34 protein-coding genes are annotated in these 26,642 nt (G+C 49.7%); 24 read left to right on the top strand and 10 right to left on the bottom strand.

Features of this window, described 5'->3' with window-relative positions; genetic code table 11:
- Window positions 1-31: 31 nt before the first annotated feature.
- Window positions 32-793, bottom strand: coding sequence for an MBL fold metallo-hydrolase (locus AXG56_RS11185; protein ID WP_062514527.1), 762 nt, complete (start codon window positions 791-793; stop codon window positions 32-34).
- Window positions 794-911: 118 nt separating this feature from the next.
- Between AXG56_RS11185 and AXG56_RS11180 the strand changes: the two genes are divergently transcribed.
- Window positions 912-1,331 (top strand): Lrp/AsnC family transcriptional regulator, encoded by a 420-nt coding sequence (locus AXG56_RS11180; protein ID WP_026578063.1) that lies wholly within the window; start codon window positions 912-914, stop codon window positions 1,329-1,331.
- 17 nt (window positions 1,332-1,348) lie between these two features.
- A complete protein-coding gene (locus AXG56_RS11175; protein WP_062514525.1) occupies window positions 1,349-2,236 on the top strand; it encodes an alpha/beta fold hydrolase in 888 nt (295 codons plus the stop codon).
- Between the two features lie 311 nt (window positions 2,237-2,547).
- Here the strand turns inward: AXG56_RS11175 and AXG56_RS11170 are convergent, their stop codons facing one another.
- Complete coding sequence (locus AXG56_RS11170) at window positions 2,548-3,150, bottom strand: YitT family protein (RefSeq protein WP_062514523.1); 603 nt, start codon at window positions 3,148-3,150, stop codon at window positions 2,548-2,550.
- Window positions 3,151-3,246: 96 nt separating this feature from the next.
- Here AXG56_RS11170 and AXG56_RS11165 point away from each other — a divergent pair, with 96 nt between their 5' ends.
- From AXG56_RS11165 to AXG56_RS11130, 8 genes are all read left to right on the top strand, one after another.
- Window positions 3,247-3,699 (top strand): MarR family transcriptional regulator, encoded by a 453-nt coding sequence (locus tag AXG56_RS11165; protein ID WP_026578066.1) that lies wholly within the window; start codon window positions 3,247-3,249, stop codon window positions 3,697-3,699.
- Between the two features lie 14 nt (window positions 3,700-3,713).
- Entirely contained in the window at window positions 3,714-4,241 is a 528-nt protein-coding gene (locus AXG56_RS11160; protein WP_062514521.1) for a GNAT family N-acetyltransferase, read from the top strand.
- Window positions 4,241-4,846 (top strand): FMN-binding negative transcriptional regulator, encoded by a 606-nt coding sequence (locus tag AXG56_RS11155; protein ID WP_062514519.1) that lies wholly within the window; start codon window positions 4,241-4,243, stop codon window positions 4,844-4,846. The genes AXG56_RS11160 and AXG56_RS11155 overlap by 1 nt, the downstream gene beginning before the upstream one ends.
- A 139-nt stretch (window positions 4,847-4,985) precedes the next feature.
- On the top strand, window positions 4,986-5,990 hold the full coding sequence (locus AXG56_RS11150) for a Gfo/Idh/MocA family protein (RefSeq protein WP_062514517.1): 1,005 nt from the start codon (window positions 4,986-4,988) through the stop codon (window positions 5,988-5,990).
- 54 nt (window positions 5,991-6,044) lie between these two features.
- Complete coding sequence (locus AXG56_RS11145; protein ID WP_062514515.1) at window positions 6,045-6,482, top strand: hypothetical protein; 438 nt, start codon at window positions 6,045-6,047, stop codon at window positions 6,480-6,482.
- Between the two features lie 117 nt (window positions 6,483-6,599).
- Window positions 6,600-7,220, top strand: a complete 621-nt coding sequence (locus tag AXG56_RS11140; RefSeq protein ID WP_062514514.1) for a GNAT family N-acetyltransferase — start codon at window positions 6,600-6,602, stop codon at window positions 7,218-7,220.
- Window positions 7,217-8,182 carry an alpha/beta hydrolase gene (locus AXG56_RS11135; protein WP_062514511.1) on the top strand — a complete coding sequence of 322 codons (966 nt, stop codon included), beginning with the start codon at window positions 7,217-7,219 and terminating at the stop codon, window positions 8,180-8,182. The genes AXG56_RS11140 and AXG56_RS11135 overlap by 4 nt, the downstream gene beginning before the upstream one ends.
- Before the next feature lie 100 nt (window positions 8,183-8,282).
- Window positions 8,283-8,741: a DinB family protein gene (locus AXG56_RS11130; RefSeq protein ID WP_008633335.1), complete on the top strand. Its 459-nt coding sequence runs from the start codon at window positions 8,283-8,285 to the stop codon at window positions 8,739-8,741.
- Window positions 8,742-8,784: 43 nt separating this feature from the next.
- On the opposite strand, the gene AXG56_RS11125 is transcribed toward AXG56_RS11130, so the two are convergent.
- Window positions 8,785-9,573 (bottom strand): CPBP family intramembrane glutamic endopeptidase, encoded by a 789-nt coding sequence (locus AXG56_RS11125; protein ID WP_062514508.1) that lies wholly within the window; start codon window positions 9,571-9,573, stop codon window positions 8,785-8,787.
- A gap of 88 nt (window positions 9,574-9,661) precedes the next feature.
- Entirely contained in the window at window positions 9,662-9,823 is a 162-nt protein-coding gene (locus AXG56_RS19465) for a hypothetical protein (RefSeq protein ID WP_161484913.1), read from the bottom strand.
- 119 nt (window positions 9,824-9,942) lie between these two features.
- Here AXG56_RS19465 and AXG56_RS11120 point away from each other — a divergent pair, with 119 nt between their 5' ends.
- The 7 genes from AXG56_RS11120 to AXG56_RS11090 all read left to right on the top strand — a co-directional run bounded on the left by AXG56_RS11120 (window position 9,943) and on the right by AXG56_RS11090 (window position 13,688).
- Window positions 9,943-10,338: a VOC family protein gene (locus AXG56_RS11120; protein WP_062514506.1), complete on the top strand. Its 396-nt coding sequence runs from the start codon at window positions 9,943-9,945 to the stop codon at window positions 10,336-10,338.
- A 69-nt stretch (window positions 10,339-10,407) separates the two neighbouring features.
- Window positions 10,408-10,755 carry a hypothetical protein gene (locus AXG56_RS11115; RefSeq protein WP_062515243.1) on the top strand — a complete coding sequence of 116 codons (348 nt, stop codon included), beginning with the start codon at window positions 10,408-10,410 and terminating at the stop codon, window positions 10,753-10,755.
- Between the two features lie 193 nt (window positions 10,756-10,948).
- Entirely contained in the window at window positions 10,949-11,248 is a 300-nt protein-coding gene (locus AXG56_RS11110) for a PadR family transcriptional regulator (RefSeq protein WP_008633330.1), read from the top strand.
- A gap of 15 nt (window positions 11,249-11,263) precedes the next feature.
- Complete coding sequence (gene chrA / locus AXG56_RS11105; RefSeq protein ID WP_062514504.1) at window positions 11,264-12,463, top strand: chromate efflux transporter; 1,200 nt, start codon at window positions 11,264-11,266, stop codon at window positions 12,461-12,463.
- Between the two features lie 105 nt (window positions 12,464-12,568).
- A complete protein-coding gene (locus tag AXG56_RS11100) occupies window positions 12,569-12,943 on the top strand; it encodes a hypothetical protein (protein ID WP_235601496.1) in 375 nt (124 codons plus the stop codon).
- 75 nt (window positions 12,944-13,018) lie between these two features.
- Entirely contained in the window at window positions 13,019-13,198 is a 180-nt protein-coding gene (locus tag AXG56_RS11095; protein ID WP_062514500.1) for a hypothetical protein, read from the top strand.
- 70 nt (window positions 13,199-13,268) lie between these two features.
- Window positions 13,269-13,688, top strand: a complete 420-nt coding sequence (locus tag AXG56_RS11090) for a VOC family protein (protein ID WP_062514498.1) — start codon at window positions 13,269-13,271, stop codon at window positions 13,686-13,688.
- A 40-nt stretch (window positions 13,689-13,728) separates the two neighbouring features.
- Here the strand turns inward: AXG56_RS11090 and AXG56_RS11085 are convergent, their stop codons facing one another.
- Window positions 13,729-14,844 (bottom strand): glycerol dehydrogenase, encoded by a 1,116-nt coding sequence (locus tag AXG56_RS11085; protein ID WP_062514496.1) that lies wholly within the window; start codon window positions 14,842-14,844, stop codon window positions 13,729-13,731.
- An 84-nt stretch (window positions 14,845-14,928) separates the two neighbouring features.
- Window positions 14,929-15,585, bottom strand: a complete 657-nt coding sequence (locus tag AXG56_RS11080; protein WP_062514494.1) for a DUF4396 domain-containing protein — start codon at window positions 15,583-15,585, stop codon at window positions 14,929-14,931.
- A 137-nt stretch (window positions 15,586-15,722) separates the two neighbouring features.
- On the opposite strand from AXG56_RS11080, the gene AXG56_RS11075 reads away from it, so the two are divergent.
- From AXG56_RS11075 to AXG56_RS11060, 4 genes are all read left to right on the top strand, one after another.
- Window positions 15,723-16,043, top strand: a complete 321-nt coding sequence (locus AXG56_RS11075) for a metal-sensing transcriptional repressor (protein WP_062514492.1) — start codon at window positions 15,723-15,725, stop codon at window positions 16,041-16,043.
- Between the two features lie 11 nt (window positions 16,044-16,054).
- Window positions 16,055-18,454 (top strand): heavy metal translocating P-type ATPase, encoded by a 2,400-nt coding sequence (locus AXG56_RS11070; RefSeq protein ID WP_062514489.1) that lies wholly within the window; start codon window positions 16,055-16,057, stop codon window positions 18,452-18,454.
- Window positions 18,455-18,472: 18 nt separating this feature from the next.
- Window positions 18,473-18,676, top strand: coding sequence for a cation transporter (locus tag AXG56_RS11065; RefSeq protein WP_062514486.1), 204 nt, complete (start codon window positions 18,473-18,475; stop codon window positions 18,674-18,676).
- A 264-nt stretch (window positions 18,677-18,940) separates the two neighbouring features.
- Complete coding sequence (locus AXG56_RS11060) at window positions 18,941-19,528, top strand: YdhK family protein (protein WP_062514484.1); 588 nt, start codon at window positions 18,941-18,943, stop codon at window positions 19,526-19,528.
- Between the two features lie 265 nt (window positions 19,529-19,793).
- Here AXG56_RS11060 and AXG56_RS11055 read toward each other — a convergent pair whose 3' ends face one another.
- On the bottom strand, window positions 19,794-20,726 hold the full coding sequence (locus tag AXG56_RS11055) for a cation diffusion facilitator family transporter (RefSeq protein ID WP_153017418.1): 933 nt from the start codon (window positions 20,724-20,726) through the stop codon (window positions 19,794-19,796).
- A 436-nt stretch (window positions 20,727-21,162) separates the two neighbouring features.
- Between AXG56_RS11055 and AXG56_RS11050 the strand changes: the two genes are divergently transcribed.
- The 3 genes from AXG56_RS11050 (at window position 21,163) to AXG56_RS11040 (ending at window position 24,524) form a co-directional block, all read left to right on the top strand.
- Entirely contained in the window at window positions 21,163-21,759 is a 597-nt protein-coding gene (locus AXG56_RS11050; protein WP_062514480.1) for a hypothetical protein, read from the top strand.
- 237 nt (window positions 21,760-21,996) lie between these two features.
- Window positions 21,997-23,148, top strand: coding sequence for a hypothetical protein (locus AXG56_RS11045; RefSeq protein WP_062514479.1), 1,152 nt, complete (start codon window positions 21,997-21,999; stop codon window positions 23,146-23,148).
- Between the two features lie 41 nt (window positions 23,149-23,189).
- Window positions 23,190-24,524 (top strand): sigma-54-dependent Fis family transcriptional regulator, encoded by a 1,335-nt coding sequence (locus AXG56_RS11040; protein WP_051348916.1) that lies wholly within the window; start codon window positions 23,190-23,192, stop codon window positions 24,522-24,524.
- A gap of 56 nt (window positions 24,525-24,580) precedes the next feature.
- On the opposite strand, the gene AXG56_RS11035 is transcribed toward AXG56_RS11040, so the two are convergent.
- The 3 genes from AXG56_RS11035 to AXG56_RS11025 form a co-directional block, all read right to left on the bottom strand.
- Window positions 24,581-25,069 (bottom strand): DUF2798 domain-containing protein, encoded by a 489-nt coding sequence (locus AXG56_RS11035; protein WP_062514477.1) that lies wholly within the window; start codon window positions 25,067-25,069, stop codon window positions 24,581-24,583.
- 256 nt (window positions 25,070-25,325) lie between these two features.
- Window positions 25,326-25,955 (bottom strand): hypothetical protein, encoded by a 630-nt coding sequence (locus tag AXG56_RS11030; protein WP_062514475.1) that lies wholly within the window; start codon window positions 25,953-25,955, stop codon window positions 25,326-25,328.
- 51 nt (window positions 25,956-26,006) lie between these two features.
- Window positions 26,007-26,615 carry a transglutaminase family protein gene (locus tag AXG56_RS11025; protein WP_062514474.1) on the bottom strand — a complete coding sequence of 203 codons (609 nt, stop codon included), beginning with the start codon at window positions 26,613-26,615 and terminating at the stop codon, window positions 26,007-26,009.
- Between the last annotated feature and the right edge of the window lie 27 nt (window positions 26,616-26,642).

Genomic DNA, 26,642 nt, shown 5'->3' with positions numbered 1-26,642 from the left:
AAAAAGGGAAGCCTGCCACGGCTTCCCTTTTTTAAAAGTCGTGCTTTTCTCCGTCTTTCGGTATAAGGAGGTGGGAATGAAATCCGCGTTCCTCTGCGAAATGCGCCAGCTCCTCCCTCGACAACATCCAATGGTTGACCGCTTCCATATGAACAGACAGGATCGTGGCATGAGGTGCAGCACGGTGCACCTCAAGAATATCTTCTTTTGACATGACGAGAGAGCCGCCTTGGTTGAACTGGTTGTCGCCGCCGTTGACGACGATGATGCCTGGTGCGTGCCGGTCGATTTCCTCCTGCACACCTTCATACCAGACCGTGTCTCCTGCGACATACAGGGTTTCTTCTGACGGGTGGCGGAAAACGACACCGCAGACTTCCCCGGTGAGCGTCAGGATGTCCCCTCTCCCGTGTTCTCCTTTTGTTTTGGCGAGTTCGATTCCCTGCCATTCGGTATGGGCTGTCAGGACTTCCACATGACGGAATCCGGATTCTTTCACAGTTTCTGCATCAGCATCGTTCTGGACAAACAGTTTCATGTCTTTCGGCAAAGCATCCTTCGCTGCGTCATCGAAATGGTCTAGGTGCAGATGGGTGAGGAGGACTGCGTCGACATCTTGAAGGATCGTCTCCACGGGTAACGGCAGGTCCACCAATGGATTCTGTTCCTCTTGTCTCGGCGAATCTGGAAACGGGGGATAAGCTCCTTTTTCTGCGAGCATCGGATCGATGAGGAACTTCTTCCCTGCATAGGTGACAAGAAGGGTGGCGTTGCGGATCAGTTGTATATTCATGAGAACATCTCCTTTATTTTAGGCTCAGGTCTATTCTATACTTAAGAAAAAAGGGGATACATAGACAGAATCAAGTCTTTCTCTGTTTTCACTTGATTTATGAAAGGATGGAAGCTGGATGCTCGACCAAACAGACTGGCAGATCATCAAAGAATTGACGAAGAACAGCAGAATCAAGATGAAGGAGCTTGGAGATAAGGTCCATTTGACCGGTCAGGCCGCCGCTTCCCGGGTCGCCAAGCTGGAGGATCAGGGCATCATCGAAGGCTATACGATTACCCTCAACCAGCAGAAGGTGGGCTGGACGATTCATGCCTTCCTTACAATCATCACCGAAAGCATTCATCACCGGCCGTATTTAGAGTTCGTTGACGCAAACAAGGAGTATGTTTCGAATCATTATAAAATCAGCGGAGACGGATGCTACATTCTCGAATGCCGGTTTCCGTCCTATGAAGAACTGGATGCGTTTCTCGTGGATTTAAATAAACAGGCGAACTATAAGCTTTCAATCGTCATTAACAAGCAGCCTGTATAAACATGGAGGTATGGGAATTGGAACAAAAGACACAAGCAAATGCGGGCTTTCAGAAGATAGAGGTGGAGGATGACCACCTGGGCGTTTCTTACCCCCTTTACCTTTTCTATCCTACAGAAACAGAGGAAAAAGAAGAGCACCTCGGCCCATACCAGATGTCTATTGCAAAAGGGGCTGATCCGCGTAAGGGAAGTTCTCCTCTAGTCGTCCTCTCTCACGGGACAGGAGGCACGCCGCTCGTATATCGGACGCTTGGCCGTTATCTCGCACGTCACGGCTTTTTCGTGGCGATGCCGGTGCACCCCTTTAATAATAAAGACGACAATCGGCTGGAGAACACACGGGAAAATCTGATAAGCCGGCCTATGCATATCACACAGACGATCGATCGGCTGCTTACGGACGATCAGCTCCGGGAGTATGTGGATGCCGGAGACATATCCATCATTGGACATTCAATGGGTGGATACACCGCCGTCGCCGCAGCGGGAGGCGTCCCGGCCACGCTTCCATGGGAGACGGACGACGGGAATCCGGAAACGATCGCAGTGGAGGTCGAGCGGAGGATCAGGAGAATGATTCTCCTCGCACCTGCCTTAGGCTGGTTCCGGTCCGCCGGTGCTCTTGATCGTGTGGACGTTCCGATTCTCGTGATGGCAGGTGAAAAGGATGATATCACGCCTTCGTTCCATGCCGATATCCTGCTTCAGGGAGTGCCGCACCCAGAACGGGTCGAGCATCAAGTCATCGAACAAGCCGGGCATTTTTCTTTTTTGAGCCCGTTTCCGGATGTCATCAAGCACCCCGATTTCCCGCCTTCCCAAGACCCGGAAGGATTTGACCGCGGGCAGTTCCAGATGCGGCTTCAGGAAGAGGTGCTGGAATTTCTACAGAAAAAAGGATGATCGGGAGCGTACCCGGTCATCCTTTTTTCGTGCTGAAGTTTATAATAGGCTTCCTGATTGTTCTTTTCGCTTTCAACGACGGAGCATCCGGCCATCATTAGAAGGAAAATGGCTATATAACTGATCGTTAGTTTCTTTAACATAAAAAGTTTTCCCCTCAGCTATTGTTTCCCTTTATTTGAATAGCCGCTATATGTCCAACTGCCATTCACCCAGTTTTTCTCAACCATTCCGTTCCTATATCTAACTTCAAAACCGGACGTCTGAGGGGGTTGCTTCCTCCTTGGGAAGCTGTCTAAAGCCTTCTTTCCTCAGGAACTGCCGGCTGGACGACGCGTCATGCGCTCTACCCGGTTTATGAAGTAGTGAAGCACGACGCCTCCCAGAATGACCGTCAACAGCGTGCCGATTCCGATCGGACCGTTGAAAAGATAGGCGAGAATCAGGAACAAGAGATAGAGGAACGACCGGGCAAGTGTAATGCTGGAACGCAGCCATTCCTTCAAAATTAATGTGAGCCGGTCAATCGGTATCGCTGCAAAATTCGACTGCAGGTAAAGAGCTGTACCTAAGCCGATCCCCGTTAAACCGAACAGGAAGCAGGCACCCTGGCTGTACCAGGCAATGGGCAACAGGAAGTCATCCAGTAGAAACAGCCAAGTATCGATGCTTATGCCGGTAATCATTGCGGTAAGAAGCCCGAAGAGCTCCGGCCGCTGCTTGACGAGGAGCGCGTTGCATCCGATCAGAATGAAGGCGATGATGATTTCCCAGCTTCCGACGGTGAGTCCGATGCTTTCGGAAAGTCCGACGAGCAGCGCGTCGAACGGGGAGGCGCCTAGTCCGGAAAGGATGGTAAGCGAAATACCCAGTGCCAGGATGACGATCCCGGTGACATACAGCAGGTAGGTCATGTATATCCTCCTTTTTGTTGCAAATGCAACATTAAGTCGTTATACTGAGCATATCTTAAACAGGCTGTATTTGCAACGAAAGAAAAGGAGCAGATGATGAAAGCGATATTGAGAGAAATAGGTATGATCGCAAGGGCACTTGACTCGATCAGCAACATAGAATTCAAGGAGTATGACCTTACGAAGGGGCAGTATTTGTATCTGGTCCGCATCGTGGAGCACCCAGGGATCATCCAGGAAAAAGTGGCGGAGATGATCAAAGTCGACCGCACGACTGCGGCGCGTGCGATTAAGAAACTCGAAGGGAACGGCTTTATCGAGAAAAAGCCCGATGATGAAAACAAAAAAATCAAACGGCTGTATCCGACGAAGAAGGGGCAGGCTGTCTATCCCCATATCAAACGGGAAAACGACTACTCGGAGCACGTTGCCTTCCGCGGCTTCACCGAAGAGGAGAAGGCAGCTGCTTTCGACTTGGTCGAGCGGATGAGGCAGAACATCGAACAGGATTGGGAGTTCGTAAAGAAAGGGAACAAACGGAATTATTGAAGGGGGAGAAAGCGATGGACATTCATATCAAAGCTTGCGGACAAGAGCAGGCGCACACTCTGCTTTCTATCGGAAAGGAAACATTCTACGACACCTTCGCCGCACAGAATACGGAGAAGAACATGAACGATTATTTGGCTCAGGCGTACACGATCGAGCGGATGGAAGCGGAACTGGCAGAGGATGATTCCTTCTTTTATTGTATGTTTGTGGATGGCGTACTCGCTGGTTACTTGAAAGTGAACATCGGAGATTCCCAGAGTGAGCCGATGGGGGAGGATGCGCTTGAAGTCGAGCGGATATACATAAGGAAGGCGTTTCACAGACAGGGGCTTGGCCGACGCCTGCTTACTTATGCGCTTGATCTTGCAGGCAGATGGGACAAGTCCGAGGTGTGGCTCGGAGTCTGGGAAAAGAACGAACCGGCACTCGTCTTTTATGAGCGGCTGGGCTTTAGAAGAATCGGGGAGCATTCCTTTTACATGGGAGAGGATGAGCAGACGGATTATCTTATGGCTAAGACGCTGAAGGAGGAGACATGATGTACATACCGAAGCATTTCCAGATGGAACAGTCCGCTGCTCTTGAGGTCATCGAAAATAACGGGTTCGCCCTCCTCGTTTCGATGGGGGAAAGGGAAGTGTCTGCTACTCATCTTCCACTGCAGATTAATAGAGAAGAAGAAGCACTGTACGGCCATTTCGCCCTCCCGAACCACCAGTGGAAAGAAGCGGAGGGAAAGCAGGTGATGGCTGTATTCCAAGGGCCTCACTGTTATATATCTTCCGACTGGTACGAAACGAATCGAGCGGTTCCGACCTGGAATTACGTTGCCGTTCACGTCTACGGAAGGCTTGAAATAGTAGAAGATGAGAAGCAGATACTCGCCTCGCTTCATGATTTAGTCACTACCTACGAAGCACCGGGGAGCGGCTACGATTTAAATGAATTAGATCCGGCATTTGTCAAAGGTATGAGGAAAGGCATTGTCCCTTTTCGAATCCTGATAGATAGAATCGAAGGAAAAGCCAAACTGAGCCAGAATCATTCGAAAGATCGCCGGGAGCGGGTCGTACGAAAGCTTGAACAGTCCGGCCGGGAAAACGAGCTCGCCATTGCGGATTTGATGAAGAAGCGGTTGGATTAAAGAAAGGCAGGCACGCTTCTTTCCTATATGTATCTATCATTCATGTAATCTTGTGAAAAAAAGCGGAGAGAGTTGTAGAAATCTTCCGGATTTGAAATAATTGGTAGAGAGTAGATTCCAGTGTAGGAAGGTGACAAAGATGTCTGATAAAAAACGTGCGTACATAAAGGATGAAGTCCGGTGGGGGATCATCGGTTGCGGCGATGTGACGGAAGTGAAAAGCGGTCCCGCGTTTCAGCGGGTGGAGAACAGCTCTCTTGTCGCGGTGATGAGACGAAACGGTTCGAAGGCGAAGGACTATGCAGAGCGCCACGGCGTGCCGAAATGGTACGACAAAGCAGAGGATTTGATTCACGACCCGGAAGTGAATGCGGTCTATATCGCGACCCCGCCCTCCTCCCACAAAGCCTATACCATCATGGCAGCAGAAGCGGGTAAACCTGTGTATGTAGAGAAGCCGATGGCGATGGATACCAAGGAATGTGAAGAAATGGTAGCCGCTTGTGAGAAGCATGATGTCCCGCTTTTTGTCGCTTACTACCGGAGGTCGCTGCCGAGGTTCTTGAAAGTGAAGGAGTTGATCGAATCCGGGGCGATCGGAGACGTCCGCTTCGCATCGATCCAGCAGACGCAGCGCCTGATGAAGAAAGACGAAAACGGAGCATGGCCTTGGCGTGTTCTTCCGGAAGAAAGCGGGGCGGGCCTGTTCTATGATGTCGGCTCCCATACGCTCGATCTCTTCGACTATCTGCTTGGACCTTTGACAAAGGTGAAAGGAGCGGCGGATAATCTCGCTGATTCCTATCCGGCGGAGGACACGGTGAATGCAGCCTTCTCCTTTCCGTCCGGTGCGTTCGGTACGGGCATATGGAACTTCTCTTCTTATACAAATAAAGATGAGAACCGCATTGTCGGTACAGAGGGAGAAATCCGTTTCTCCACGTTCGATGAGGAACCGGTCGTCCTTTTGACCGAATCCGGAGAAGAGTCCTTTTCCATCGAGCATCCGAAGCATATTCAGGAACCCCACATCCGTTCGATCACAGCGGAACTGCTCGGGGAAGGGAGCTGTCCGAGTACAGGAAAGACGGCCCTTCGTACCAACGTCGTCATGGATGACTTGGTTCATGCGTATTACCAATAAGGGCTCTGTATCTACGTATCCTACTAACTGGACTGTTTGAATGGGGGGAGCAGGATGAAGGAAGAAACAGCAGGGAAAGTCAGGCGGATCCTGATGCGGGCTGTACTTCTGCTGGTTGCTCTTGGTATATCGTATATCTTCGCCTATACCTTCCACTATGCCCCGCAAGGGTATGAAGTCGTGGAGAAAAACGAGGCAGAGGTCCTTCTGCAGAAAAATAATTCGATCGGGGTAGAGGAAGAGCAGCTTACCTTTGCGCCGAACGACGAACAGGAGTGGAAAGTGGATTACCTCCTCGATCTGGTGAACCGGCAGCAGAGCCAGTACTGGATATTCTTTACCACCATTCTTACGACCCTTTTCTTCGTCGGAGCTGACGTACGAAAAGGAGAGCCGCTCAGGAAGGTGCTGTTCTTCAGCGGCTTTTATGTCCTTTTCTCCGCCCTGGCACTGGTGCAGAATTGGAATACGATTAAAGATATAGTGGGATGAAAGGGAAGCTCAATCCATCTGGGTCGAGCTTTTTTCCCGTTGTCTTTTTTCCTCATCTCTTCTATAATTTGATGTAAATGATAATGATAATTGTTATCAATTGATAGGGGGATAAGTATGAAGACAGAATTCAGGATAGTAGAAGAAGATAAGAGCCGCCGTTTTGCGTTCCGACCGCTTGAAATCGGGGACGCAGACCTTTTACATACATGGATGCATCAAAAGCATATTGCACCGTTCTGGAAGCTCGACGTTTCGAAAGAGAAATTGACGGAATGGGTAGAGAATTCCCTGAAAGCAGAACATAAGGATTGTTACATCGGCACCTGCAACGGGGAGCCGGTCACGTATGTCATTGCTTATGATATCAGGAAAGATCCGATCCGTGAGTATTATGATCATCAGGAAAAGGACTTGGGAATGCATCTGCTGATCGGGCCCCGGCCGCTGTTGAACAAAGCAGACGGTCTCGGACTGATCAGAGCGATGATTTACTTTCTTTTCGACACGTATGATGCGCATCGAATCATCGGGGAGCCGGACCGAAGAAACCGGATCATCCTGCCGATTCTGAAGCAGATCGGCGGCGAGGTGCTTGGACATATCGACCTTCCATGGAAGGAAGCGACGCTGATTCAAGGGGAGAAAGCGGCGTTTGAAAAGTCGTTGGCCGATCATCAAGTCCTCGTGGAACCGATGCAGAGGATGACATCCAAGGCAGGGGGGATTCTATCATGAAACCAGTCGATCCGCAGGTGTTGGACCTGTTGAATAGCATCGGGGCACGGATGAAAGAACTGGAACATCCGTCCCTTGATCGCCTGAGTCCGGGGGAGTCCAGAGAGTACTACCAAGTTGCTCGTGAGTTTTTTACCGCACTTCCGGTGGTCGGTGCATCGGTGGAAGAAACGTCGTTTGTAAACCGATCCGGGAACGAGATCCCTGTCCGAATTTATACACCCGAGCACGAAGGTCCCCACCCCGCCCTTGTATATTTCCATGGAGGAGGCTGGGTGTTCGGGGATATCGACAGCGCGGACAATGTGTGCCGTTATCTTTCCAGTCGGGCTCAGGTGGTGGTTGTTTCGGTCGGTTACCGTCTCGCTCCAGAGCATCCCTATCCTGCGGCCTTCCATGATGCCGTGGACGGCGTAGAATGGATGACGGCGGAGGCATCGCGATGGCATGTCGATCCGGAAAGAATTGCCGTAGGAGGTGAAAGCTCCGGTGGAAACCTCGCAGCCGCTGTTTCCCTTTACTTTAAAGACAGAGCGGATATAGAAATCACTTGCCAATTTCTGATCACCCCCGTCCTCGACTACCGGTTCGACACCTCTTCTTACCAAGCCGGTTATGCGTACAATTTGACGAAGGAAAAAATGGAATGGTTTTTCGGACATTATTTGAAAGAAGAGGAAGACGGCGGGGAGGTCTTCGTCTCCCCGCTTCGGGCGTTGGATGTGACCGGTCTTCCACCGCTTTTACTCGTAACGGCAGCTTACGATCCGCTCCGGGATGAAGGTTTTTCCTATGCGGAGCGTCTGAAAGAAGCGGGAGGTGTGGTGCGTCACCTTCATTATGATGACCTCGTACACAGTTTCGTAAATATGATCGGCAGGGTCGATCGAGCAAGAGAGGCGCTTGAGGAAATGACAGAGGTTCTGCAGACCGTCCTCCACATGGACCCGATCCGTATTTGATAGCGGGTCTTTTTTCTTAAAAACGGGAAACACGAGACGGATGGTTTGAGGCAGGGAATCGGGCAAGCTAGAATAAGAGAAAAGAAGGGAGTGGATTCATATGAACGAAAAACAGATTTTCACACAGATTAATATGGTCAGGCAGGCGACGCTGAAGGAAATGGACGGCGTTACGGAAGAGCAGGCAGACAAACAGCCGGGAGGATTCAGCAACACGATCCGCTGGAACCTCGGACACATCCTTGTCGTCCAAAATTCTCTCGTAGAACGATTCGGAGGCAAACCGGTGGAAACACCTTCCCGTTATTTGGAGCTGTTCGCACCGGGAACGAAACCGGCAGACTGGCAGGGCGACGTTCCGACGCTTACAGAATTGAAGCAGGCATTGGAGGAACAGCCGAAGAAACTGGAACAAGCCTTAGCCGGACAGTTGGAAGACGAAGCGGCGAAAGCCTTCCTGGGCCTTCCGACGGTCGGAGAGATCCTGAACTTCACGTTGTACCATGAAGGGGTACATACAGGTACGATCAAAGCACTGAAAGCAACGACTGCAGAATAAGGAAAAGCCGGGAGCTCCTATAGAGATCCCGGCTTTTTTTCTATTAAAAGATCCATCCGTTGAGGACCATCCCCATATTAATGAGAAAGTGAAAAAAGACGGCGGGGTAGATGCTGTCCGTTTTCAGAACGACCCAGGCATAAAAGAGGCCGCCGAAGGAAAACAGCAGGCTGAAGACGAGCGGGATGCCGATAGAGACGTGAAGCAGCCCAAAGCCGATACTTGTGATAATCACGGCATGAACCGTCGAGAGATTCTTTTGAAGATAATCAAGCAGAACGCCCCGCCAGAGAAACTCCTCCAGAGATGCGTTTAACAGGGAAAATACCAGCCCGTAAAGCAAAAGGGAACGGGGGTAAGCTCCGTCGGTAAACAGCAGGGGAAGGAATATAGACACCGATCCGATAAGGCCGAATGTCAAAAAGAGCGGCAATGGAACTGTGTGGTTTGGCATGACGATCCGCTTTCTCCAGTCGGGAGCTTTTGCAAAGAACGATGCCTTCTGTCCGGAGAGGCGGATGGCCAGGAGGGAACCGGCCAGGATGAACAGGAGGAAGCTCCGGTTTCCAATGACCTTCCACTCCTTTGTAACGTCCCAGAAAGCAAAAAGAAAGTCACTGGATGCTTGGTAAAGGGCCGTTCCTGTCAGGAATCCAATGAACAGGGACAGTACCGGACGATGCCGGCGTGAAAAAGTATAAAGAAGAATCAAAAGTACAAGGATTCCTGCACCGTAGAGATAGAGTCGGCAGGATAACAGCAGTATGGCCGTGAAGAATAGACCAATGGCTGCCGGGAGTAGTGCATCGTTTTCTGGAAGTGTTTTTGGCATGATTATCTCCTGTGATTTAATAATTCTATCTTTATTCCATTTTCTTATCCTTATTTCCTCCATAAGGCTTGCAGGAGGCAGACGGGGGTTAATCGGTTCCCCTTTTTGTTCCGGCTTCCTCCACCGGATGTGCAGAAGAGCTCTTTGATTTCAACAGCTTGATAAAGACAAAGATTCCGGTTACTACAGCAGCGAAGATCACCAGATAGATGAACCAAATGATCAGCGGCATCCATTCCTGGACATTCATAGTACCAACCTCCTTCTTCTCTGAGTTTACCAATATATGGACTATGTATCTATAAGAGAAGGAATTCTTCCAGGTTTGTGGAATGTTAAGGAGTAGAGTCGGAAGGGAGTTGGTTCATAGTGAATAAAGTCACCCCGTTTTTAATGTTTCAGAACGGAGATGCAGAAGAAGCGATGTCCTTTTATGCGTTGTTGTTCGAAGATGCCGAAATAGAAAGCATCGTCCATTTCGGATCGGATGAAGGGGCCCCGGAAGGAAGCGTCAAGGCCGGCGTCTTTTCTCTGAAAGGGCAGCAATTCCGCTGCTTCGACAGTCCGATTGAACATGCCTTTCACTTCTCCCCGTCATCTTCCATATTTGTGGAATGTGATTCAGAGGAGGAGATCGACCGGCTGTACCGGGCGCTCGTCGAGGGCGGCCAGGCGCTGATGGAGCTCGGCAACCACGGCTTCAGCAGGAAATACGGCTGGGTCAACGATCGTCACGGCGTTTCCTGGCAGTTGAATCTTTCTTAAGTCAAGGTGGTGTTATTGCCTGAAAGAAATGGGGCACTATTTTTCAATGGAAAGAGAGTTGGGAAAACCGTGAAGTATTTTTTTGATTTTACTTTAGCCATCGCATTAACCGGGTGCTCTTACTATATTGCCGGTTTCCTGCTCAGCCACGGGCTGCCGTTTTGGCAGGCTTTGATCATCGGATTTTCGGTCGTCACGCTGGGTGCGTTGACGGAAGCCGTGGGAAGTCCGATGTGGTTGATCGTATTGGTGCCGTTTCCTGCAGGCATGCTTTTGCTTTACGTCTTTCTTGGTGCAGCTGTGCCGCAGTGGCTTCTTGCTTACGGACTGACACTCGCTGTCTACACGGCCATCCACATCCCGATGAGTTATTTTTTCCGATTCCACTCGCTTATTCCAGCGTGGAAACTGTCCTGACGAGGGAAGCGGTCGGAGGAAGCAAACGGGAAGGTTCCCCTAACAGCCTTAACAAAGGAAGCCCTCTTTAGGGCTTCCTTTGTTAAGGCTGTGTAAATTTTCTCCCCTTGGCTTGCATCCCCTATGTCCATCCATTACAATAATATCGAAAATCGATATAGAGATTCGATAATAAGAAAAGGAGGCAGACAGTTTGGACGTATTAAGAAAGCTGTTTCTCGGATTCATTCACATACACATCCTGCATCACGCCAAGGAAGAGGCCATTTACGGGTCGTGGATGCTGGAGGAGCTGCGCGAACACGGGTATGAAATAAGTGCCGGTACACTCTATCCGATCCTGCACACGATGGAGAAGGATGGTCTGTTGAAACGGGAAGACGTTAATGTGAACGGCAAAATAAGAAAATACTACCGGAGTACCGAACAAGGGGACACGGTATTGGAAGAAGCCCGCGCAAAAGCGTACGAGCTGTTCAAAGAGATCAAATGATTGGGGGAGACACCTATGAATTCCATGCAGCAAAAGAGTAAGTTCCAGATCCTTTTGGAAATCCTGATTGTATCGACGAAACTCGGGCTCACGTCCTTCGGCGGACCTGTCGCCCATCTTGCCTACTTCAAGGACGAGTACATCGACCGCCGGAAGTGGCTGACCGATAAGACATACGCCGATCTGATCGCGCTCTGTCAGTTCCTGCCGGGACCTGCGAGCAGTCAGGTCGGGATGTCCATCGGAATCTTGCGCGGGGGGATATTGGGAGGGATCGTCTCCTTTCTCGGATTCACCCTGCCGTCCGTGTTCGTCCTCGTTATCTTCGCACTGCTTTATCAAAACTTCTCCCTCGGAGATGCCGGCTTCATTCACAGTTTGAAAATCGTCGCCGCAGCTGTCGTCCTCCACGCGCTGATCGGCCTCGGCAGGAAGCTGACTCCGGATAAAAGCCGGATCGCCATCGCCCTTGCCGGTGCATTGATCATGCTTCTGTTCCCGTCCGCCTGGGTGCAGATTGCTATTATCATCGGAGCAGGTGCCGTTGGTTATGTGTTGTTTCAAAAGAAAGCAGAATCGAATATCGAACCGTTTCATGTTGCTATTTCAAAGAAGTTCGGAATCGCCTCGCTTGCTGTGTTGGCAGCAGCTCTCATTTTCCTGCCGGTTCTGAACCAGGCGCTTCAACATCCGCTGCTACACATCTTTGACGTGTTCTTCCGTGTCGGATCGCTCGTCTTCGGCGGCGGGCATGTCGTCCTGCCGATGATTGAAAGAGAACTCGTTCCGACAGGCTTCCTGTCTCCGGATGAATTCCTGGCCGGGTATGGAATGGCTCAGGCTGTTCCGGGACCGCTCTTCACCTTCTCCAGCTATTTGGGGACGATGATGCAGGGCGTATCGGGAGCGGTCGTCGCAACGGTCGCGATCTTCCTGCCGTCGTTCCTGCTGCTGTTCGGTGCGCTGCCGTTTCTGAGTGAACTGCGCAGACGAGCTTCCTTCCAGGGCGTTTTGATGGGCGTGAACGCGAGCGTTGTCGGTATTCTGCTTGCGGCGTTCTATGATCCAGTCCTTACAAGCTCCATTATGGACGGATCGGACTTCGCGCTCGCAGCCATCTTATTCGCTTTATTGAACGTCTGGAAAGTCCCGGCCTGGCTGATTGTCATAATCGGTGTTGCCGGCGGATATGTGTTCCAACTATTAGGGTTTTAACGAAGAGAAGGTTCAGCATCTGCTGAGCCTTCTTTTTTTGTTCTAGGCAAGACCTCTTCCTTTTTGTATGATAGGAATAAAATGGAATGAGGGGGAGTTCTCTTGTTGAAACGATTGTTGCCCGTCTGTGTTCTTTTACTTCTTGCCGTATCGGCGGCATTACTTGCTGCGAGGAATCCGACAGGGCCGAATACGATCTCCTATGAAGAGCCGATGGGCTTGTGGTTGTCGATCGGAATGATCGTTGTTCTTTTTCTGCCACCGTTGATTCTGGCCCTGTTCCAGAGCACGATTGCTCGAGTCACATCCGCTGTTTATCAAGGGATCGTTGTCTTTTCTTTCCTCGTCATTATCCCGATCGGCTTCTTCGTTCCGGATCAGTTCTCCGTCGGCGTCGCCGGTGTGGCCGGTACGGCTGCGGGCGTATGGAGTATTATCCTCACTTTGAAAACGGGGGAGGCGCCTAAACCGGCAAAATGAGGGAAGACACCCGGCGCAAGCTATGATAAGATGCCGGCAGAGAGGGATGACAGGAACGAAGGAAGGTGAATAAGGTTGCATCGATTCATCGAATATACAGGGTGGATAGCTGCTCTCACGGCTGTTGGTTTCGGCGTATATTATTTCATGAGCGGGGATTTTAAAGCGGAATACTTTATCCCGGCTGCTGTACTGACGGTGGTGGTAAGAATGGTGGCGGTCGTTACTTCTGTAGAGAAAAAAAGTGAGTGCTGACAAAGCTTTAACAAACTGGAATAACCCAGGCTAATGTAAATGGTTAATGGAACAGGAAGGAGAGGGATATATGAAATTCACCAACTTTCAAGCAAGCCAGATACGAATAGCAAGACCAACCGATCAAATGGATGAGATGATCACGTTCTATGAGGCGGGTCTTGGTTTGGAACGAGTGGCGGAGTTTCATGGCCATCAGGGGTATGACGGCATCGTCTTCGGACTCCCGACGCTCGCTTATCAGCTGGAGTTCACGTCCCACGAAGAAGGAAGTCCGTGCCCTGCTCCGTCGAAGGACAACTTATTGGTTTTCTACATAGAAGATAAGCAGGAACAACTGCAGGCCGCGGATCGACTTACCCGGATGGGGTATGAAGAAGTCGCATCGGAAAATCCATATTGGGAGGAGAAAGGCGTGACAATCGAGGACCCGGATGGGTGGCGGGTCGTGCTGATGAATACGGGTGGATTGAAGGATTCAAAAACATAGAAAAAAGGCCGGGAAGTATGTTCCCGGCCTTTTGCTATAATTATTCCCCTAATCCAAGCATACCCTTGAAGCTGCGGGCGTACTGGTCGGTTGCGATGATGGCATCCGCCACTTCTTCTGCTGTGATGGTGAATGCCTGGTGGATCGTTTCGCCATCGATGGTCGCTGCTTCGGCTACTTTCAGGATGTCCTCTCTGGAGGCGTCTTTCAGCTTGATGTCTTCCAGCGTGATCGGAAGGCCAAGACTTGTGTACAACGCCATGTACTCCTCGATTTCTTCCTGCGGGTGTTCTTCCATCGTCAGTTGGACGAGTGTACCGAACGCCACTTTTTCTCCGTGCGTGAGATGGTGGATTTCTCCGTCCAGAGCGGTAAATCCGTTGTGGATGGCGTGGGCAGCACCCAAACCGCCGCTTTCAAATCCGAGTCCGCTGAGAAGTGTGTTCGCTTCGATGACATGTTCCAGTGCCGGTGTAACGACTTGACGCTCATTGGACTCATAAGCGAGCAGTGCATAGTCGAACAGCACCTCTTCACATTTTTCTGCAATCGCCTGGGCGGCAAGGGTCGGCTGCCCTCCTGCCATCGTATTCCCGCTGTTTCTTACGACGCTGCGTACTTCAACGAGCGTTGCGAGCGCATCGGCGATTCCGGAAGCAAGGAAACGCGGTGGTGCCGCTGCGATGATTTTTGAGTCGAGCAGGACGAGATCAGGGTTCTTTTTGTAGAAACGATACGTTTCGAACACCCCTTCGTCGGAATAAACAACAGACAAAGCACTTGTCGGTGCATCCGTGGAAGCCGTTGTCGGTACGATGACCGTAAAGCCTTGAACCTGGTCGGAAACGGCTTTAGCGGTATCGAGTGTTTTACCTCCCCCGACACCGACGACGATGGAAGCTTGGGCTTCCTTCGCAATATCCGTGATCCGGTCCATTTCCTGAGTCGATGCTTCCCCGTTGAAGACGACTTCGTTCGTTTCGAATCCTGCTTCTTTCAAGTGACCCACGACGTCATGCCCCGCAATCTTCCATACGGTTTCATCTGCCAGGACGACCGCTGTTCCGCTTAAACCTTCCAGGTGTTTCCCAATATTTTGAATGGCGTTACGCCCCTGCACATATTTGGCCGGGCTGATGTATATACGTTCCTTCATCTCTCATCATCCTTTCGTAGTTTGTTTCTACAGGTATCTTCCCAACATATCATCGATGTTAAACAAAGACTTTCATAAAAAAGGTCACATCGCTTCCTTGATTCCTTTTTTTACCAGCAGCCAGTTGGCCGGATAGCTCGTCAGGAAACCGAGGATCATAGCGATCTGCATCATGAACCAATAGGTGATTTGATCCGGGTGCGGCGGCTGTGTGAATAAGACAAAATGGACAATCGCCATCCAGCCGAACATGCCGATTTCAAAAGCGATCAAGGAGAGCGAATCCGCTTTAATAGCAGATTTGATTGCATGTCCGGCACCTTTTTTCTTGTGCATCGGGTAAATCGCATAAAACTGGAACAGAATTCCGAAAATATAAGCAAGGATGAACTCGGTCGTATAATGCGCAAACAGGGTCGTCCCTGCGATAGTCAATCCGGTCATCGCAACGATCGGTACGCCGACTGCATCGCCGAGCGTGCATCCGGCCGAACAGTGGCTCGTCGAAACGAACACTTTGGCCGATTTGCCCCTGTCATCCTCTTTTTCTATATTCTTTGCCTTCAAGCGGCCCCATTTGAAGTAGGTCCATAAGGCAAAAGGACCGAAGAACCAACCGTTGATCGGCCAGACGACATTCATCACTCCCATCATCTGCGGATGTTTGATGATGTCGATAACAATGATGAGGGAAGATAACAAACCAATACTGAGAGCAATCCATGATACCGTGACTAACATTTACTCACCTCTTTTTTATTTTTTATACCCGGTAGCGGTATTCATAAACATAGAGGAATCTTTTAAATAAACATAATCCTCTGCGTTGACTATTTATACCTTATAGGGGTATATTGAAATGGACAGGAGGAATCCATATGTGCGAAGAACATAGTTTACCGGAGAACAGCGGCAAAAAGCCGGCGAAACCAAGAACAGTACAAGAGAAAGATGCGGTCGTGAACCGCTTGAAACGTATAGAAGGTCAGGTGAGAGGGATTCAGAAAATGGTCGAAGAGGACCGTTACTGTGTCGACATCCTTATTCAGATTTCAGCGATAGATAAGGCGTTGAAGAAAGTCGGCCATTCCTTGTTGGAGCGCCATACCCATCATTGTGTGGCAGGTGCGATTAAAAATGGAAACGGCGACGAAGCCATCGATGAATTGATGAAAGTCATCCAACAGTTCTCCAAATAGGAGGGATTAAGATGAGTGGAAAAAAAGATATGAACGTCGGAATCACCGGGATGACCTGTTCGGCGTGCTCCACCCGTATCGAGAAAGTGCTGAACAGAATGGAAGGTGTCGAAGCGAATGTCAACCTTGCGATGGAGAAGGCGACGATCCACTACGACGACGAACACGTCCAGCCGTCCGATATAACCGCAAAGATTGAAAAGCTGGGGTACGGTGTCCAGAAAGAACAGGTGGAACTCGATATTCACGGCATGACGTGCTCGGCTTGCTCGACGAGGATCCAGAAAGTGTTGAGTAAGATGGACGGAGTGGAACAGGCGACCATCAACCTGGCAACGGAAGCCGGATTCGTCGAATACGAACCGGATCGTGTATCCATAGATGACATCATTGCCAAAGTGAAGAAGCTCGGGTATGAGGCGGTTATCAAACAGGAACGTGAAACCGAGAAGGAACAAAAAGAGGCGAGAATCAAGCAGCAGAAGATAAAGTTGTTCGTGTCTGCCTTGCTTTCCCTGCCTCTTTTATACACGATGATCGCTCATCTCCCGTGGGATATCGGCCTCCCGGTTCCGGGTATCCTGATGAATCCGTGGTTCCAGTTCGTCCTTGCGACGCCTGTGCAGTTCTATATCGGTGCCCGGTTCTACTCCGGAGCTTATCGGGCGCTCAGGAATAAGAGTGCGAACATGGATGTACTGGTCGCACTCGGTACTTCCGCCGCCTATTTCTACAGCGTCGTCGAAGCGTTCCGCTGGCAGGCAGCCCCGGATCGGATGCCGGAGCTTTATTTTGAGACGAGTGCCGTCCTCATCACGCTGATTCTTGTCGGGAAGCTGATGGAATCGCTGGCGAAGGGACGGACGACAGCCGCGCTCACGAACCTGCTGAATCTGCAGGCGAAGGAAGCGACCGTTATCCGAGAAGGAATGGAAGAAAAGGTGCCGGTCGACCAAGTAACGGTCGGGGACACGCTGCTTGTGAAACCCGGGGAGAAAATTCCCGTCGACGGCCGCGTGCTTACAGGCGCCTCCGCAGTCGATGAGTCCATGATAACCGGTGAGTCTCTTCCAGTGGAAAAGCAGGAAGGAGACGCAGTCATTGGATCGACCATCAACAAGAATGGAACCATTCGGATGGAAGCGGAACGGATAGGGAAAGATACCGCCCTTGCCGGCATTGTTCGGATCGTCGAAGAGGCGCAGGGATCGAAAGCTCCGATCCAAAGGACTGCGGACGCCATTTCCGGCATTTTCGTTCCGATTGTCGTCGGAATCGCTCTTCTTACGTTCCTGCTCTGGTTTTTCCTGAACGGTGACATCGCACCTGCGCTGGAAGCAGCCATCGCTGTTCTCGTCATTGCCTGTCCGTGTGCCTTGGGACTGGCGACACCGACATCGATCATGGTCGGAACCGGAAAGGGAGCAGAACAGGGGATTCTTTTCAAAGGCGGCGAGTATTTGGAAGGCACCCAGGGGCTTACAACGGTGCTTTTGGACAAAACAGGTACCGTGACGAAAGGGAAACCCGAGGTAACGGACGTCATCACTCTCCAAGGGGAAGAAGCCGATTGGCTGCCTGACTTGATCGCAGCCGAGAAGGCATCTGAGCACCCGCTCGCTGATGCCATCGTCACGTACGGTCAGAAGCGCGGCGTGATAGAAAGAGAAGCGGAATCCTTTGAGGCTGTCCCTGGCTATGGGATTAAGGCAGTCGTCGAAGGCAGGCAGATCCTTGTCGGTACGAGAAAATGGATGGAACGGAATCAACTGTCATATGAACCTTACGACGAGGCATTTTCTCGTTTGGAACAGGAAGGGAAAACAGTTATGTATCTGGCTGCCGATCAGCAAATCAAAGCCTATATTGCTGTTGCAGATACGATCAAGGAGACGTCCAAAGAAGCCGTTTCTGATTTGAAGGCGCTCGGAATTCATGTGTACATGGTGACAGGGGATAACAGACGGACGGCAGAAGCTATTGCTGCCGAAGCAGGCATCAGGAATGTGCTGGCAGAAGTGCTGCCGGAAGAGAAGGAAGCGAAGGTGAAGGAATTGCAGAAGCAGGGCGAGAAAGTCGCCATGGTCGGTGACGGCATCAATGATGCGCCTTCTCTTGCCACCGCCGATATCGGCATCGCCATTGGCACAGGCAGTGATGTGGCGATAGAAACAGCAGATGTTACGCTGGTCGGAGGCGACCTGGAACACTTGGTGAAAGCGATCCGCCTCAGCCGGAAAACTATGAAGAACATCCGGCAGAATCTATTCTGGGCACTGGCCTATAATACGGCAGGCATCCCGGTTGCCGCTCTCGGGCTTCTTGCTCCGTGGGTGGCAGGCGCGGCTATGGCCTTAAGCTCTGTCAGCGTCGTCAGTAACTCGCTGCGGCTAAAACGGATGAAACTATAATGGAAAGGATGAAGCGATATGGAAAAAACGCTTAAAGTAGAAGGAATGACGTGCGACCACTGTGAACAAGCAGTTAAAGGTGCGCTGAAAGGGATCGATGGAGTGGAGGAAGTAACCGTTCATCTCGACAGCGGTGATGTCGAGGTGAAAGCAGCCGATCATGTCAGCGAAGCGGCGATGGTCGAAGCCATTGAAGAACAGGGATACGACGTCGTATCCTGACAAACAAAGCCTGAAGGGTCTCCTCAGGCTTTTGTCAGTTTTTCAGCAAAGGGCGGAGGTGAATAGGCAGACTCCGAAGTGCTCATCGGCGCCCCGTCAAAAGTATTCCATTTTCTGGATCCCCCCTCTCTATGTTTGTAAAAGAACCGTTTCCTCAAAAGTAAATGAACAGCCTGTAAAGTCTGAGGAATCCCCTTCGGACTTTTGTATAAATAAAGGAAGATGGTCAAGGATGGTAACACAAGAGAAAAAGGAGATGAGAGAATGAAATGGATGAAGATGTTGGTATTATCCGCGGTGGTGCTTGTAGGCTTGGCTGCCTGCGGCAATGATGACAGTGGACAGGACGAGAAGAAGGATCAGGAAGCGACCGACACGGAGCAAATGAGCCATGAAGAAAAAAACGGGCATGAATCGATGGATCACTCCGGATCCGGAGAAGTTCCGGACGATTTGAAGGAGGCAGAAGATCCTACCTTTGCCGTTGGAAGTAAAGCGGTGATCACCGCTGACCATATGCCTGGCATGGACGGGGCGGAAGCGACGGTTGTCGGAGCCTATGATACGACTGCTTATATCGTTTCCTATGAACCGACAGACGGAGGCGAGCGGGTGACTGATCACAAATGGGTCATCCACGAAGAAATCGAAGGTCATAATGATCAGACGTTTGAGCCGGGCGAGGAAGTCACACTCCGGGCTGATCATATGCCTGGCATGGACGGAGCGAAAGCGACCATCGAATCCAAAGAAGCTACGACCGTGTATATGGTCGACTACGTGCCCGTCGACGGTGGAGAAGAAGTGACGAACCATAAATGGGTGACGGAAAGCGAATTAAAAGCACAATAGAGCATACAAAAAGAAGGCTGGATCCTCATCCAGCCTTCTTTTTATTATGTTCTCCTGTTCCTTATAAGCAGCAAAGCGATAAACGCAGCGAAGGAACCAGCCACCACGATGGCCATGATGGCGATCGAAAAGAATAGAGGATCCATGAAACCGGTCTCCTTTTTTAGAAAAATTCTGTTAGTACCTATTCTAACACTTGGAAAGGGGCTGTTGAAAGGGGATAAAAAAATCCCCTTCAGGAGGAGTATCTCCAGAAGGGGGGGTTTTAATGATCATGTTCATGGGTATGGTCGCTGCAGAGGACCGAGTTATCGTGCGCGTGTTCCTTCGATTCCAGTTGAATCGTCACATGGCCGATTCCCTTATCCTTAAGTCGTTCTTCCACTTTTTTAAGGATGCCCTGGCAATCGCCGATCGTCCGGTCATCCGTCACCACGGCATGACAGGAGAGGGCGTTCTGTCCGCTGGTGATGCTCCATACGTGCAGATCGTGGATGTCCTGAATGTCCGCTGTGTCTTTGATCGTTGCGACGATATCATCGACGTCGATGTTCTTCGGTGTTCCTTCCATCAGCACATGAACCGAGTCGCGGGCGACCCTTGCTCCGCTGATCAGTACAAGGACGGCGACAATCACACTTGCGAGCGGATCGGCCCATCCCCAGTCGAACAGCATGATGAGGATGGCGGCGATGATGGCACCGACGGATCCAAGCAGGTCACCAAGGACATGAAGGAACGCCGCCCGCAGGTTAAGGTTGTGCTCCGTATCGCCCCGCATGAGAATCCATGCGACCACAAGGTTGACGATAAGACCGATAATTGCAATCGTCAGCATTCCCGTCGAGGCTACCTCCGGCGGTTCCAGGAATCGTTTATAAGCCTCGTAGAAAATATAAAGGGAGATCAGTACGAGCGTCACACCATTGAATAGTGCCGCAAGGATTTCAAACCGTTTGTATCCGTAAGTCTTGCTGTAATCTGCCACTTTTTCCCCCATAACGAACGCAAAGACACCAACACCAAGCGACACGGAGTCACTCAGCATATGTCCGGCATCCGACAGCAGCGCCAGGCTGTTCGTAAGGAATCCTCCGATCGCCTCGACGATCATGTAGCCGGTTGTCAGGATGAAACTGATCCATAATGCCTTCTTGTTCGCGCCGTGCGTGTGGTCATGACCGTGGTCGTGTCCCATCTGCATCTCCTCCTACCTGTACTATTCCAATTCAACTTGTAAAAAATACGTTGGTTTATTTTATATATGTGCATATATTCATATATAAAGCTTAACGCGGAATAACAGGCACGTCAAACCTGAATGCATAAAAAAGGCCTCCACATTTAGGGGATGTGGAGGCCTTCGTAAAGGGTGGTCAAATTCTACATATTCACATATTGGTCAGATATGTGGGTTGTTTGCGTGTTCATTGTAGTACATCGACGATGTTATGTAAACACGCTTTAAATTGGTAAAGAAGTTATACCTGATATAAACCCTTCTGTGAGAGGGTACAGCCACTATAAAAAGAATATTCCGTTAATTGGAAAGGGAATAGGAACGGTAAGAATGGATTTTTGAGGACGATTTTTCAAATGAAAAGGGAAAAGCACGAACAAGGAGGGGAAGTCTCATGCAACGAATGATCGTATTTATGGTGTGGACCGCATTCATCCTCTATGCCGTATTTGCAGCACCTAATGGAAACGCAGGTTACCTTGAATCGCTTATAAAAATGGATGATCCTGATCCATCTCTGTTAATGGTCTTCAGCTTTCTGGGGATCTACCCGATGATCTTCGCCGCTTTGCTCCTGGAGGAAGATGACAGCAAGGTTCCGGCGTGGCCGTTCGTCATCGCTTCCTTCTTTCTCGGAGCCTTCGCACTGCTGCCTTATTTCCTTTTCGCAAGCGGCCGTGCAGAAGGGGGGATACGTATTCCTAACCGATTGATTCAGCTGCTTCACTCCAAAGCATTTCTGCTCCTGCTTGGGACAGGAACGACTGCCCTGTTTCTATACGGGGTATCGGCAGGTGACTTCGAATTATATGGGAAGGCATTCCTCACCTCCCAGTTCGTCCATATTATGACGGTGGACTTTCTCGTCCTGACGCTGCTTAGTGTTTATGTCATCTTTTGGAAAGAACGGCGGAATGGACGATCGAATATGCTACAATGGCTCGGACTCATTCCGATGCTTGGGGCGGTTGTATATCTGTTCAGAAAATAAGCAGAGCTTGTTGAGCTCTGCTTGTTTTTGTTTAGCAAAGGTCCCAAAGCGGATCCAGTCGACTCTATTTTTAATGAGTAAGTCATTTTTGACTTATGTCGAACCTTTATCGAATTATGTAAATTAAAGGATGTTATATATGATGAGGTAAAGGTGGGGTAGTATCTGACGGAATCCAACATTAAAACTTGTTTTTTTGAAAGGGTTTACTTATAAATAAATAGAGGAGAGATGCCGGTGAAGCTGGAACGATTGAAGCAGCGGCTCGGTGAGATGGCAGATATCGGCAAAGTGCGGCAGGATGGGACAAGCAGCCTTTCCTTAATGAATGAAGAGATCGAAGCAAGGGTCCTCTTCATGAAATGGGTAGGGGAAGTCGGTGGAAAGGTGCGGATTGACGACTCAGGAAATATCCATGCCCGGATAGAAGGAAGCAATCCGGACAAAGCACCAATCGTGCTCGGCTCTCATCTTGAAAGAAAGACGGGAACATTTTATTATGCGCTCAGCATGCTGGCAGGACTGGAAGTGCTGGAATCGTTGAAGGAAGAAGTGGAGCTCTCCCAACCATTTGAAGTTGTTCTATTCATGAATGAGACGGAAACGCCATACCCGGCAATGGTGCCACGCGAGACAGTCCCCGGCATCTTCAGCAAAGGATTGGATCAACCTGTGCGGATCGATTTTCATAGAAAAAAGGCTGTAGAAGAGATGGAGGCGTTTATCAGTTTACATATCGGACCAAAACCGGTGCCTGGTGAAGCCGCGCCTTTTGATATCGTCACGAGCGTACAGGGAACTTCTTGGCACTCCGTCGAATTCATCAGTCTTCCCGGCCGCAAAGGGATGGTGCCGGTCTCTTCTCGGAAGGATCCTTTGGTAACGGCAGTCAAAGCAGTCAAACGAATTAAGCAGTGGATCAGTGGTTTGGAAGATGAAACGATCGTCACGTTCGGCAAGATTCACAAGGTGCCGGGTGCAACGGATCGTTCTCCTTGTTCCATTACATTCTCTCTTGATGTGAAACACCCGGTCGAAGCAGTGCTGAGGCAGCGTATGGTGCACGTCGAAGAAATAATCCGCAACGTCGCTGAAGAGGATGCGGTTGAAAGTGTCTGGGAGGACGTTTCCTTTCTGCCGCCGGTAGCGTTCAGCGAGACGCTTATCTCCCTAGTGAAAGAAAGCTATAACGATAGAGGAATCGATTACAGAGAAAGCGTCGGCAGTTCGATTCATGACACTTATATATGGAATCAAATGGATAAAACCGTAGTGGTTTCCGCATCGATCCTCTCCGGTGAGTACAAAAAGAAAGAAGATTGGTGCGATATTGAAAAGACCGTCGTCGTCATAAAGGATACAGTGAAGAAAATCATGCGCTGTTTGTGACGTACTATTGTTAAACTGGTAAAAAGGATAAAGGTGATACCATGGATATTCTGAAATTACAGGATTATCAAATGTTTAAAGATATTGTTGAACATTCCTTTGATGAGATCTTTGTCACCGACCAAAATGGGATGGTTTTATATGTCAATGAGTCCTGTGAACAGAATTATGGCATTCCCTCTTCTGCATTAATTGGAAAACATATTTATGAACTTGCTGAAGAGTTGTTTACCCCTTCTGCGACTGTCGAAGTCATGAAGCAGGAGTGCCCGGTGGAAGTGATGCAGGAAACGAAGCAGGGAAGACGCCTGCTCGTGAAATCACAGCCGGTATTTGACCCTGTAACGGGGGAATTGACGAAAGTGATCAGCTATTCAAGGGATTTAACAGATTTCACAACATTAAAGAACCGTATGGAGCAGCTGGAGAAACAGCTGAATACACAGCAGAATGAAAAGACCGGTGAAGTGGCCGACCTTATTACGGAAAGTAAGTGGATGAAGCGTGTCACGCGTATGATGACAAAAGTCGCAGGCACAGAAGCTACTGTCCTCTTGAAGGGGGAAACGGGTGTCGGCAAGAATTTGCTGGCATCGAAAATTCACAAGCTGAGCAGCCGCCGGAATCAAAAGTTCTATGAAGTGAACTGTGCGGACCTTCCCGATCATCTGCTTGAGACAGAGTTATTCGGAAATCCTGAGTACGGCGTCGAAGGGTTAATCGAGCTGACGGATGGATGCACATTGTTTCTGGATGCCATCGGGGAGATGTCTATAGACATTCAGGGAAAGCTGCTCCGCGTATTGGAAACGAAGCAAATCGTCTCAAAACATCGCCGCATCGACGTGGACATCCGCTTCCTTTTCTCTACAAATCAAAATTTGGAGGAGCGGGTGAAAGCAGGTACTTTCCGGAAAGATCTTTTCTACCGTATTCACGTCGTACCGATCGATGTCCCTCCCCTCCGGGACCGGGAAGCGGATATTTACCCGCTCTCGATGTATTTCCTAAAGAAGTACAATGCCCTTTATGACAGGAATGTGAAACTGTCCCCGCTCGTTCTGCATGCGTTCTACGAATACGACTGGCCGGGCAACGTCCGTGAACTGGAGAACTTGATCGAACGCCTCCTGATTACGACAGACTCCGACGAAATCACGATGGATCAGCTTCCGTCGATGATCAAGACAGGGTCGATTGCTCAGGCGGTGACGCTTCCTGAGAAGCTTGAGCAGCTGGAAAGGTTCCTCGTCGCTGAAGCCTATGATCAGTATGGATCGAGTTATAAGGTGGCGGAGAGTCTCGGGATCAGCCAGTCGTCCGCCATGCGCAAAATTCAAAAGTACTTGCGGGATGGCAGGATGAAGGTGGATTGAAACGGTTTATAAAAAACCATCTCTCCCTATGAAAGGAGAGATGGTTTTTTCGTTTTCTATACGGTTGCGGAAGCTGTCCCTGGTGATTGAATGAACTTTGTGAAAAGGAAGCGTACAAGCGGTCCCATGACGACAAGCTGCAAAGGGAGCGCCAGGATGAAATTCGAACCGAAGATAGTCAGGTAATCAGTAACGACCGTTTCTACGTGGAAGCCGCTGTGAAGGCTCATTGTCACTAGTCCGAACATCGACATAAGTGCCGCCATGCCGATGACCATGCTTATGGAAATTGCCAGGATCTTGTAAAGCTTCTTCGATGTACGAGCCGTCAGCTTGAAGGCGACTTTCTTAGCGGTCGGTCCGACGATGAATAAATCAAGAATGAAGGCGACGATAAACGCAATCAGGAAGTTAAGCACTCCTTCCATGAAGGTCATCTCATGGATCGTTCCGTGAAGATAGAAGTTGTATATCGTCATGACTAAGACCATACCGAAACTCATCAGAAATCCGAATTGCAGGTTTTCTTTTTTATTTGTGGGCATAAAGATAACATCCTTTCTCTTGGTTATTTCTGCATTATAGCGAGAAGGAATGCTGCTTCGTAAGTGAACATTTTGTGAACGTTGTATTTCTTATTCATTACAGAATGCAGCTTTTGAAGGTAGTTAAACATGAATCTTTGACAGAAGAGGAAGGTGAGTTGTTTCAACAAAACGATGGGTATCGTTTTGGCGGTCCGTGGAAGTTATGAGATGCTGCTCTATTAAAAAAAGGTCGTATCTCTTATGATACGACCTTTTACTCTGGTTCTTTCCTTCCTATCGTTACCACAGGCGGGGTATAGCTGATGACTTCAATGAGATAATGCTGCTCTGTCAAACCGTAACAGACCACATCGGAGCCGTCCCCGATGGTTCCGTACTGTTTCTGCCAATCTGTGAAATGCGCATGTTCCACGATGAAGTACGGCCAGACGCGATCCCGCGCCACTCCTTCCTTGTCAACGAAGGGAGCATCGATCAAATCTGTTCTCATTCCTTCATCCGAATAACGGACAGCAACCGGTGAATCAAAGAGGAATGTGGCTGTTTTGTCATCAAATTCTGTGCCGTAATAGCTGTCTTTCTTACATAAATAAAACGTCAACTCCAGCCTGTCCAAGTCCTGTTTCCATTGATCGATAGCGATGTAATGGGTGAGCTCTTTATGAGGTACCCACGTATGAACGATTTGCTGCATGGAAATCCCTCGTTTCTTTAAAGTCATCGTTTTATTTTCGAGGATGCCCCTTGATATTGCTTCCGTTTGGTTGCTACACAATATCTCTACATAAAGGACGAATCCGACAGAACGGTACAACTGCATGTTCTTCTTCATGAGCGAACATGCTTCTTCCCCGTTCGCTAAAGCAGCGGCTGTAGAATCCAACGTTTCCTCCAATGTCCCCGTATGGTTGCGGGAATAATATCATCGTTTTTTTCATAAGTCGTCGGGAAGATGGTGTAAGTACATGTGGAGAGCATCCGTATGCGCCTGCAGCACCTGCATCGTCTTTTCGTTCGGTTGGGTATAAATAACCGGATAATCTTTTTCTCCCTTGTCCTCCTCCGTCTGAAAAGCAAGGTGTTCTTCTGTCGTGGAGAATACGGCGTGAACACCAGGCTTATTCCCGCGGGCGTCGACTCTTATCCAACGCTCCAACGTCTTGAGATAGACGCTGTTCAGTGCATGGATGCAGTAGCCTTTCTCCGGCTTGTCGAAAAGCATCAGCCGCTGATAGCAGAAGCCTGTGGGAATCCCTTCGCTTCTAAGCAGAGCCGCCAGTAGATTTGATTTCGCATAACAGATGCCCTCTTTCTCCTTCCATACTTCAGATGCCGTACGGGTAACTGCCGTACTCTGAATATCCCAGGAATGAGCGATTTCATCGCGCACGAAGGTGAATGCCGCTTCTGCTTTCTCTATATCTGTCTGCTTTTTGTCAAATAGCTGTTCCGATAGTTTTACGGTCGAGGGATGATTATAATCTACTACCTCTGACTCTTGTAAGTAGTCAGAGAGTTTGGCGGATTGCAGTGTTTGTTTCAAGATCTGTCCCCATCTTTCTTTTTCCAG

The sequence above is a fragment of the Halobacillus sp. KGW1 genome (assembly GCF_001592845.1).
Taxonomy (GTDB): Bacteria; Bacillota; Bacilli; order Bacillales; family Halobacillaceae; genus Halobacillus.
The sequence above is the reverse complement of the archived record's forward strand: the minus strand, read 5'-3'. Positions and strand labels throughout refer to the sequence as shown.

Excerpts from the sequence above, each read along its gene's own strand:
- AXG56_RS11165 (WP_026578066.1), top strand. The coding sequence starts at position 3,247 with ATGAAAGCGATATTGAGAGAAATAGGTATGATCGCAAGGGCACTTGAC.
- AXG56_RS11145 (WP_062514515.1), top strand. The coding sequence starts at position 6,045 with ATGAAGGAAGAAACAGCAGGGAAAGTCAGGCGGATCCTGATGCGGGCT.
- AXG56_RS11135 (WP_062514511.1), top strand. The coding sequence starts at position 7,217 with ATGAAACCAGTCGATCCGCAGGTGTTGGACCTGTTGAATAGCATCGGG.
- AXG56_RS11155 (WP_062514519.1), top strand. The coding sequence starts at position 4,241 with ATGTACATACCGAAGCATTTCCAGATGGAACAGTCCGCTGCTCTTGAG.
- AXG56_RS11050 (WP_062514480.1), top strand. The coding sequence starts at position 21,163 with ATGCAACGAATGATCGTATTTATGGTGTGGACCGCATTCATCCTCTAT.
- AXG56_RS11055 (WP_153017418.1), bottom strand. The coding sequence starts at position 20,726 with ATGGGACACGACCACGGTCATGACCACACGCACGGCGCGAACAAGAAG.
- AXG56_RS11065 (WP_062514486.1), top strand. The coding sequence starts at position 18,473 with ATGGAAAAAACGCTTAAAGTAGAAGGAATGACGTGCGACCACTGTGAA.
- AXG56_RS11040 (WP_051348916.1), top strand. The coding sequence starts at position 23,190 with ATGGATATTCTGAAATTACAGGATTATCAAATGTTTAAAGATATTGTT.
- AXG56_RS11130 (WP_008633335.1), top strand. The coding sequence starts at position 8,283 with ATGAACGAAAAACAGATTTTCACACAGATTAATATGGTCAGGCAGGCG.
- AXG56_RS11140 (WP_062514514.1), top strand. The coding sequence starts at position 6,600 with ATGAAGACAGAATTCAGGATAGTAGAAGAAGATAAGAGCCGCCGTTTT.
- AXG56_RS11060 (WP_062514484.1), top strand. The coding sequence starts at position 18,941 with ATGAAATGGATGAAGATGTTGGTATTATCCGCGGTGGTGCTTGTAGGC.
- AXG56_RS11090 (WP_062514498.1), top strand. The coding sequence starts at position 13,269 with ATGAAATTCACCAACTTTCAAGCAAGCCAGATACGAATAGCAAGACCA.
- AXG56_RS11125 (WP_062514508.1), bottom strand. The coding sequence starts at position 9,573 with ATGCCAAAAACACTTCCAGAAAACGATGCACTACTCCCGGCAGCCATT.
- AXG56_RS11075 (WP_062514492.1), top strand. The coding sequence starts at position 15,723 with ATGTGCGAAGAACATAGTTTACCGGAGAACAGCGGCAAAAAGCCGGCG.
- AXG56_RS11180 (WP_026578063.1), top strand. The coding sequence starts at position 912 with ATGCTCGACCAAACAGACTGGCAGATCATCAAAGAATTGACGAAGAAC.
- AXG56_RS11170 (WP_062514523.1), bottom strand. The coding sequence starts at position 3,150 with ATGACCTACCTGCTGTATGTCACCGGGATCGTCATCCTGGCACTGGGT.
- AXG56_RS11070 (WP_062514489.1), top strand. The coding sequence starts at position 16,055 with ATGAGTGGAAAAAAAGATATGAACGTCGGAATCACCGGGATGACCTGT.
- AXG56_RS11150 (WP_062514517.1), top strand. The coding sequence starts at position 4,986 with ATGTCTGATAAAAAACGTGCGTACATAAAGGATGAAGTCCGGTGGGGG.
- AXG56_RS19465 (WP_161484913.1), bottom strand. The coding sequence starts at position 9,823 with ATGAATGTCCAGGAATGGATGCCGCTGATCATTTGGTTCATCTATCTG.
- AXG56_RS11085 (WP_062514496.1), bottom strand. The coding sequence starts at position 14,844 with ATGAAGGAACGTATATACATCAGCCCGGCCAAATATGTGCAGGGGCGT.
- AXG56_RS11185 (WP_062514527.1), bottom strand. The coding sequence starts at position 793 with ATGAATATACAACTGATCCGCAACGCCACCCTTCTTGTCACCTATGCA.
- AXG56_RS11160 (WP_062514521.1), top strand. The coding sequence starts at position 3,714 with ATGGACATTCATATCAAAGCTTGCGGACAAGAGCAGGCGCACACTCTG.
- AXG56_RS11035 (WP_062514477.1), bottom strand. The coding sequence starts at position 25,069 with ATGCCCACAAATAAAAAAGAAAACCTGCAATTCGGATTTCTGATGAGT.
- chrA (WP_062514504.1), top strand. The coding sequence starts at position 11,264 with ATGAATTCCATGCAGCAAAAGAGTAAGTTCCAGATCCTTTTGGAAATC.
- AXG56_RS11080 (WP_062514494.1), bottom strand. The coding sequence starts at position 15,585 with ATGTTAGTCACGGTATCATGGATTGCTCTCAGTATTGGTTTGTTATCT.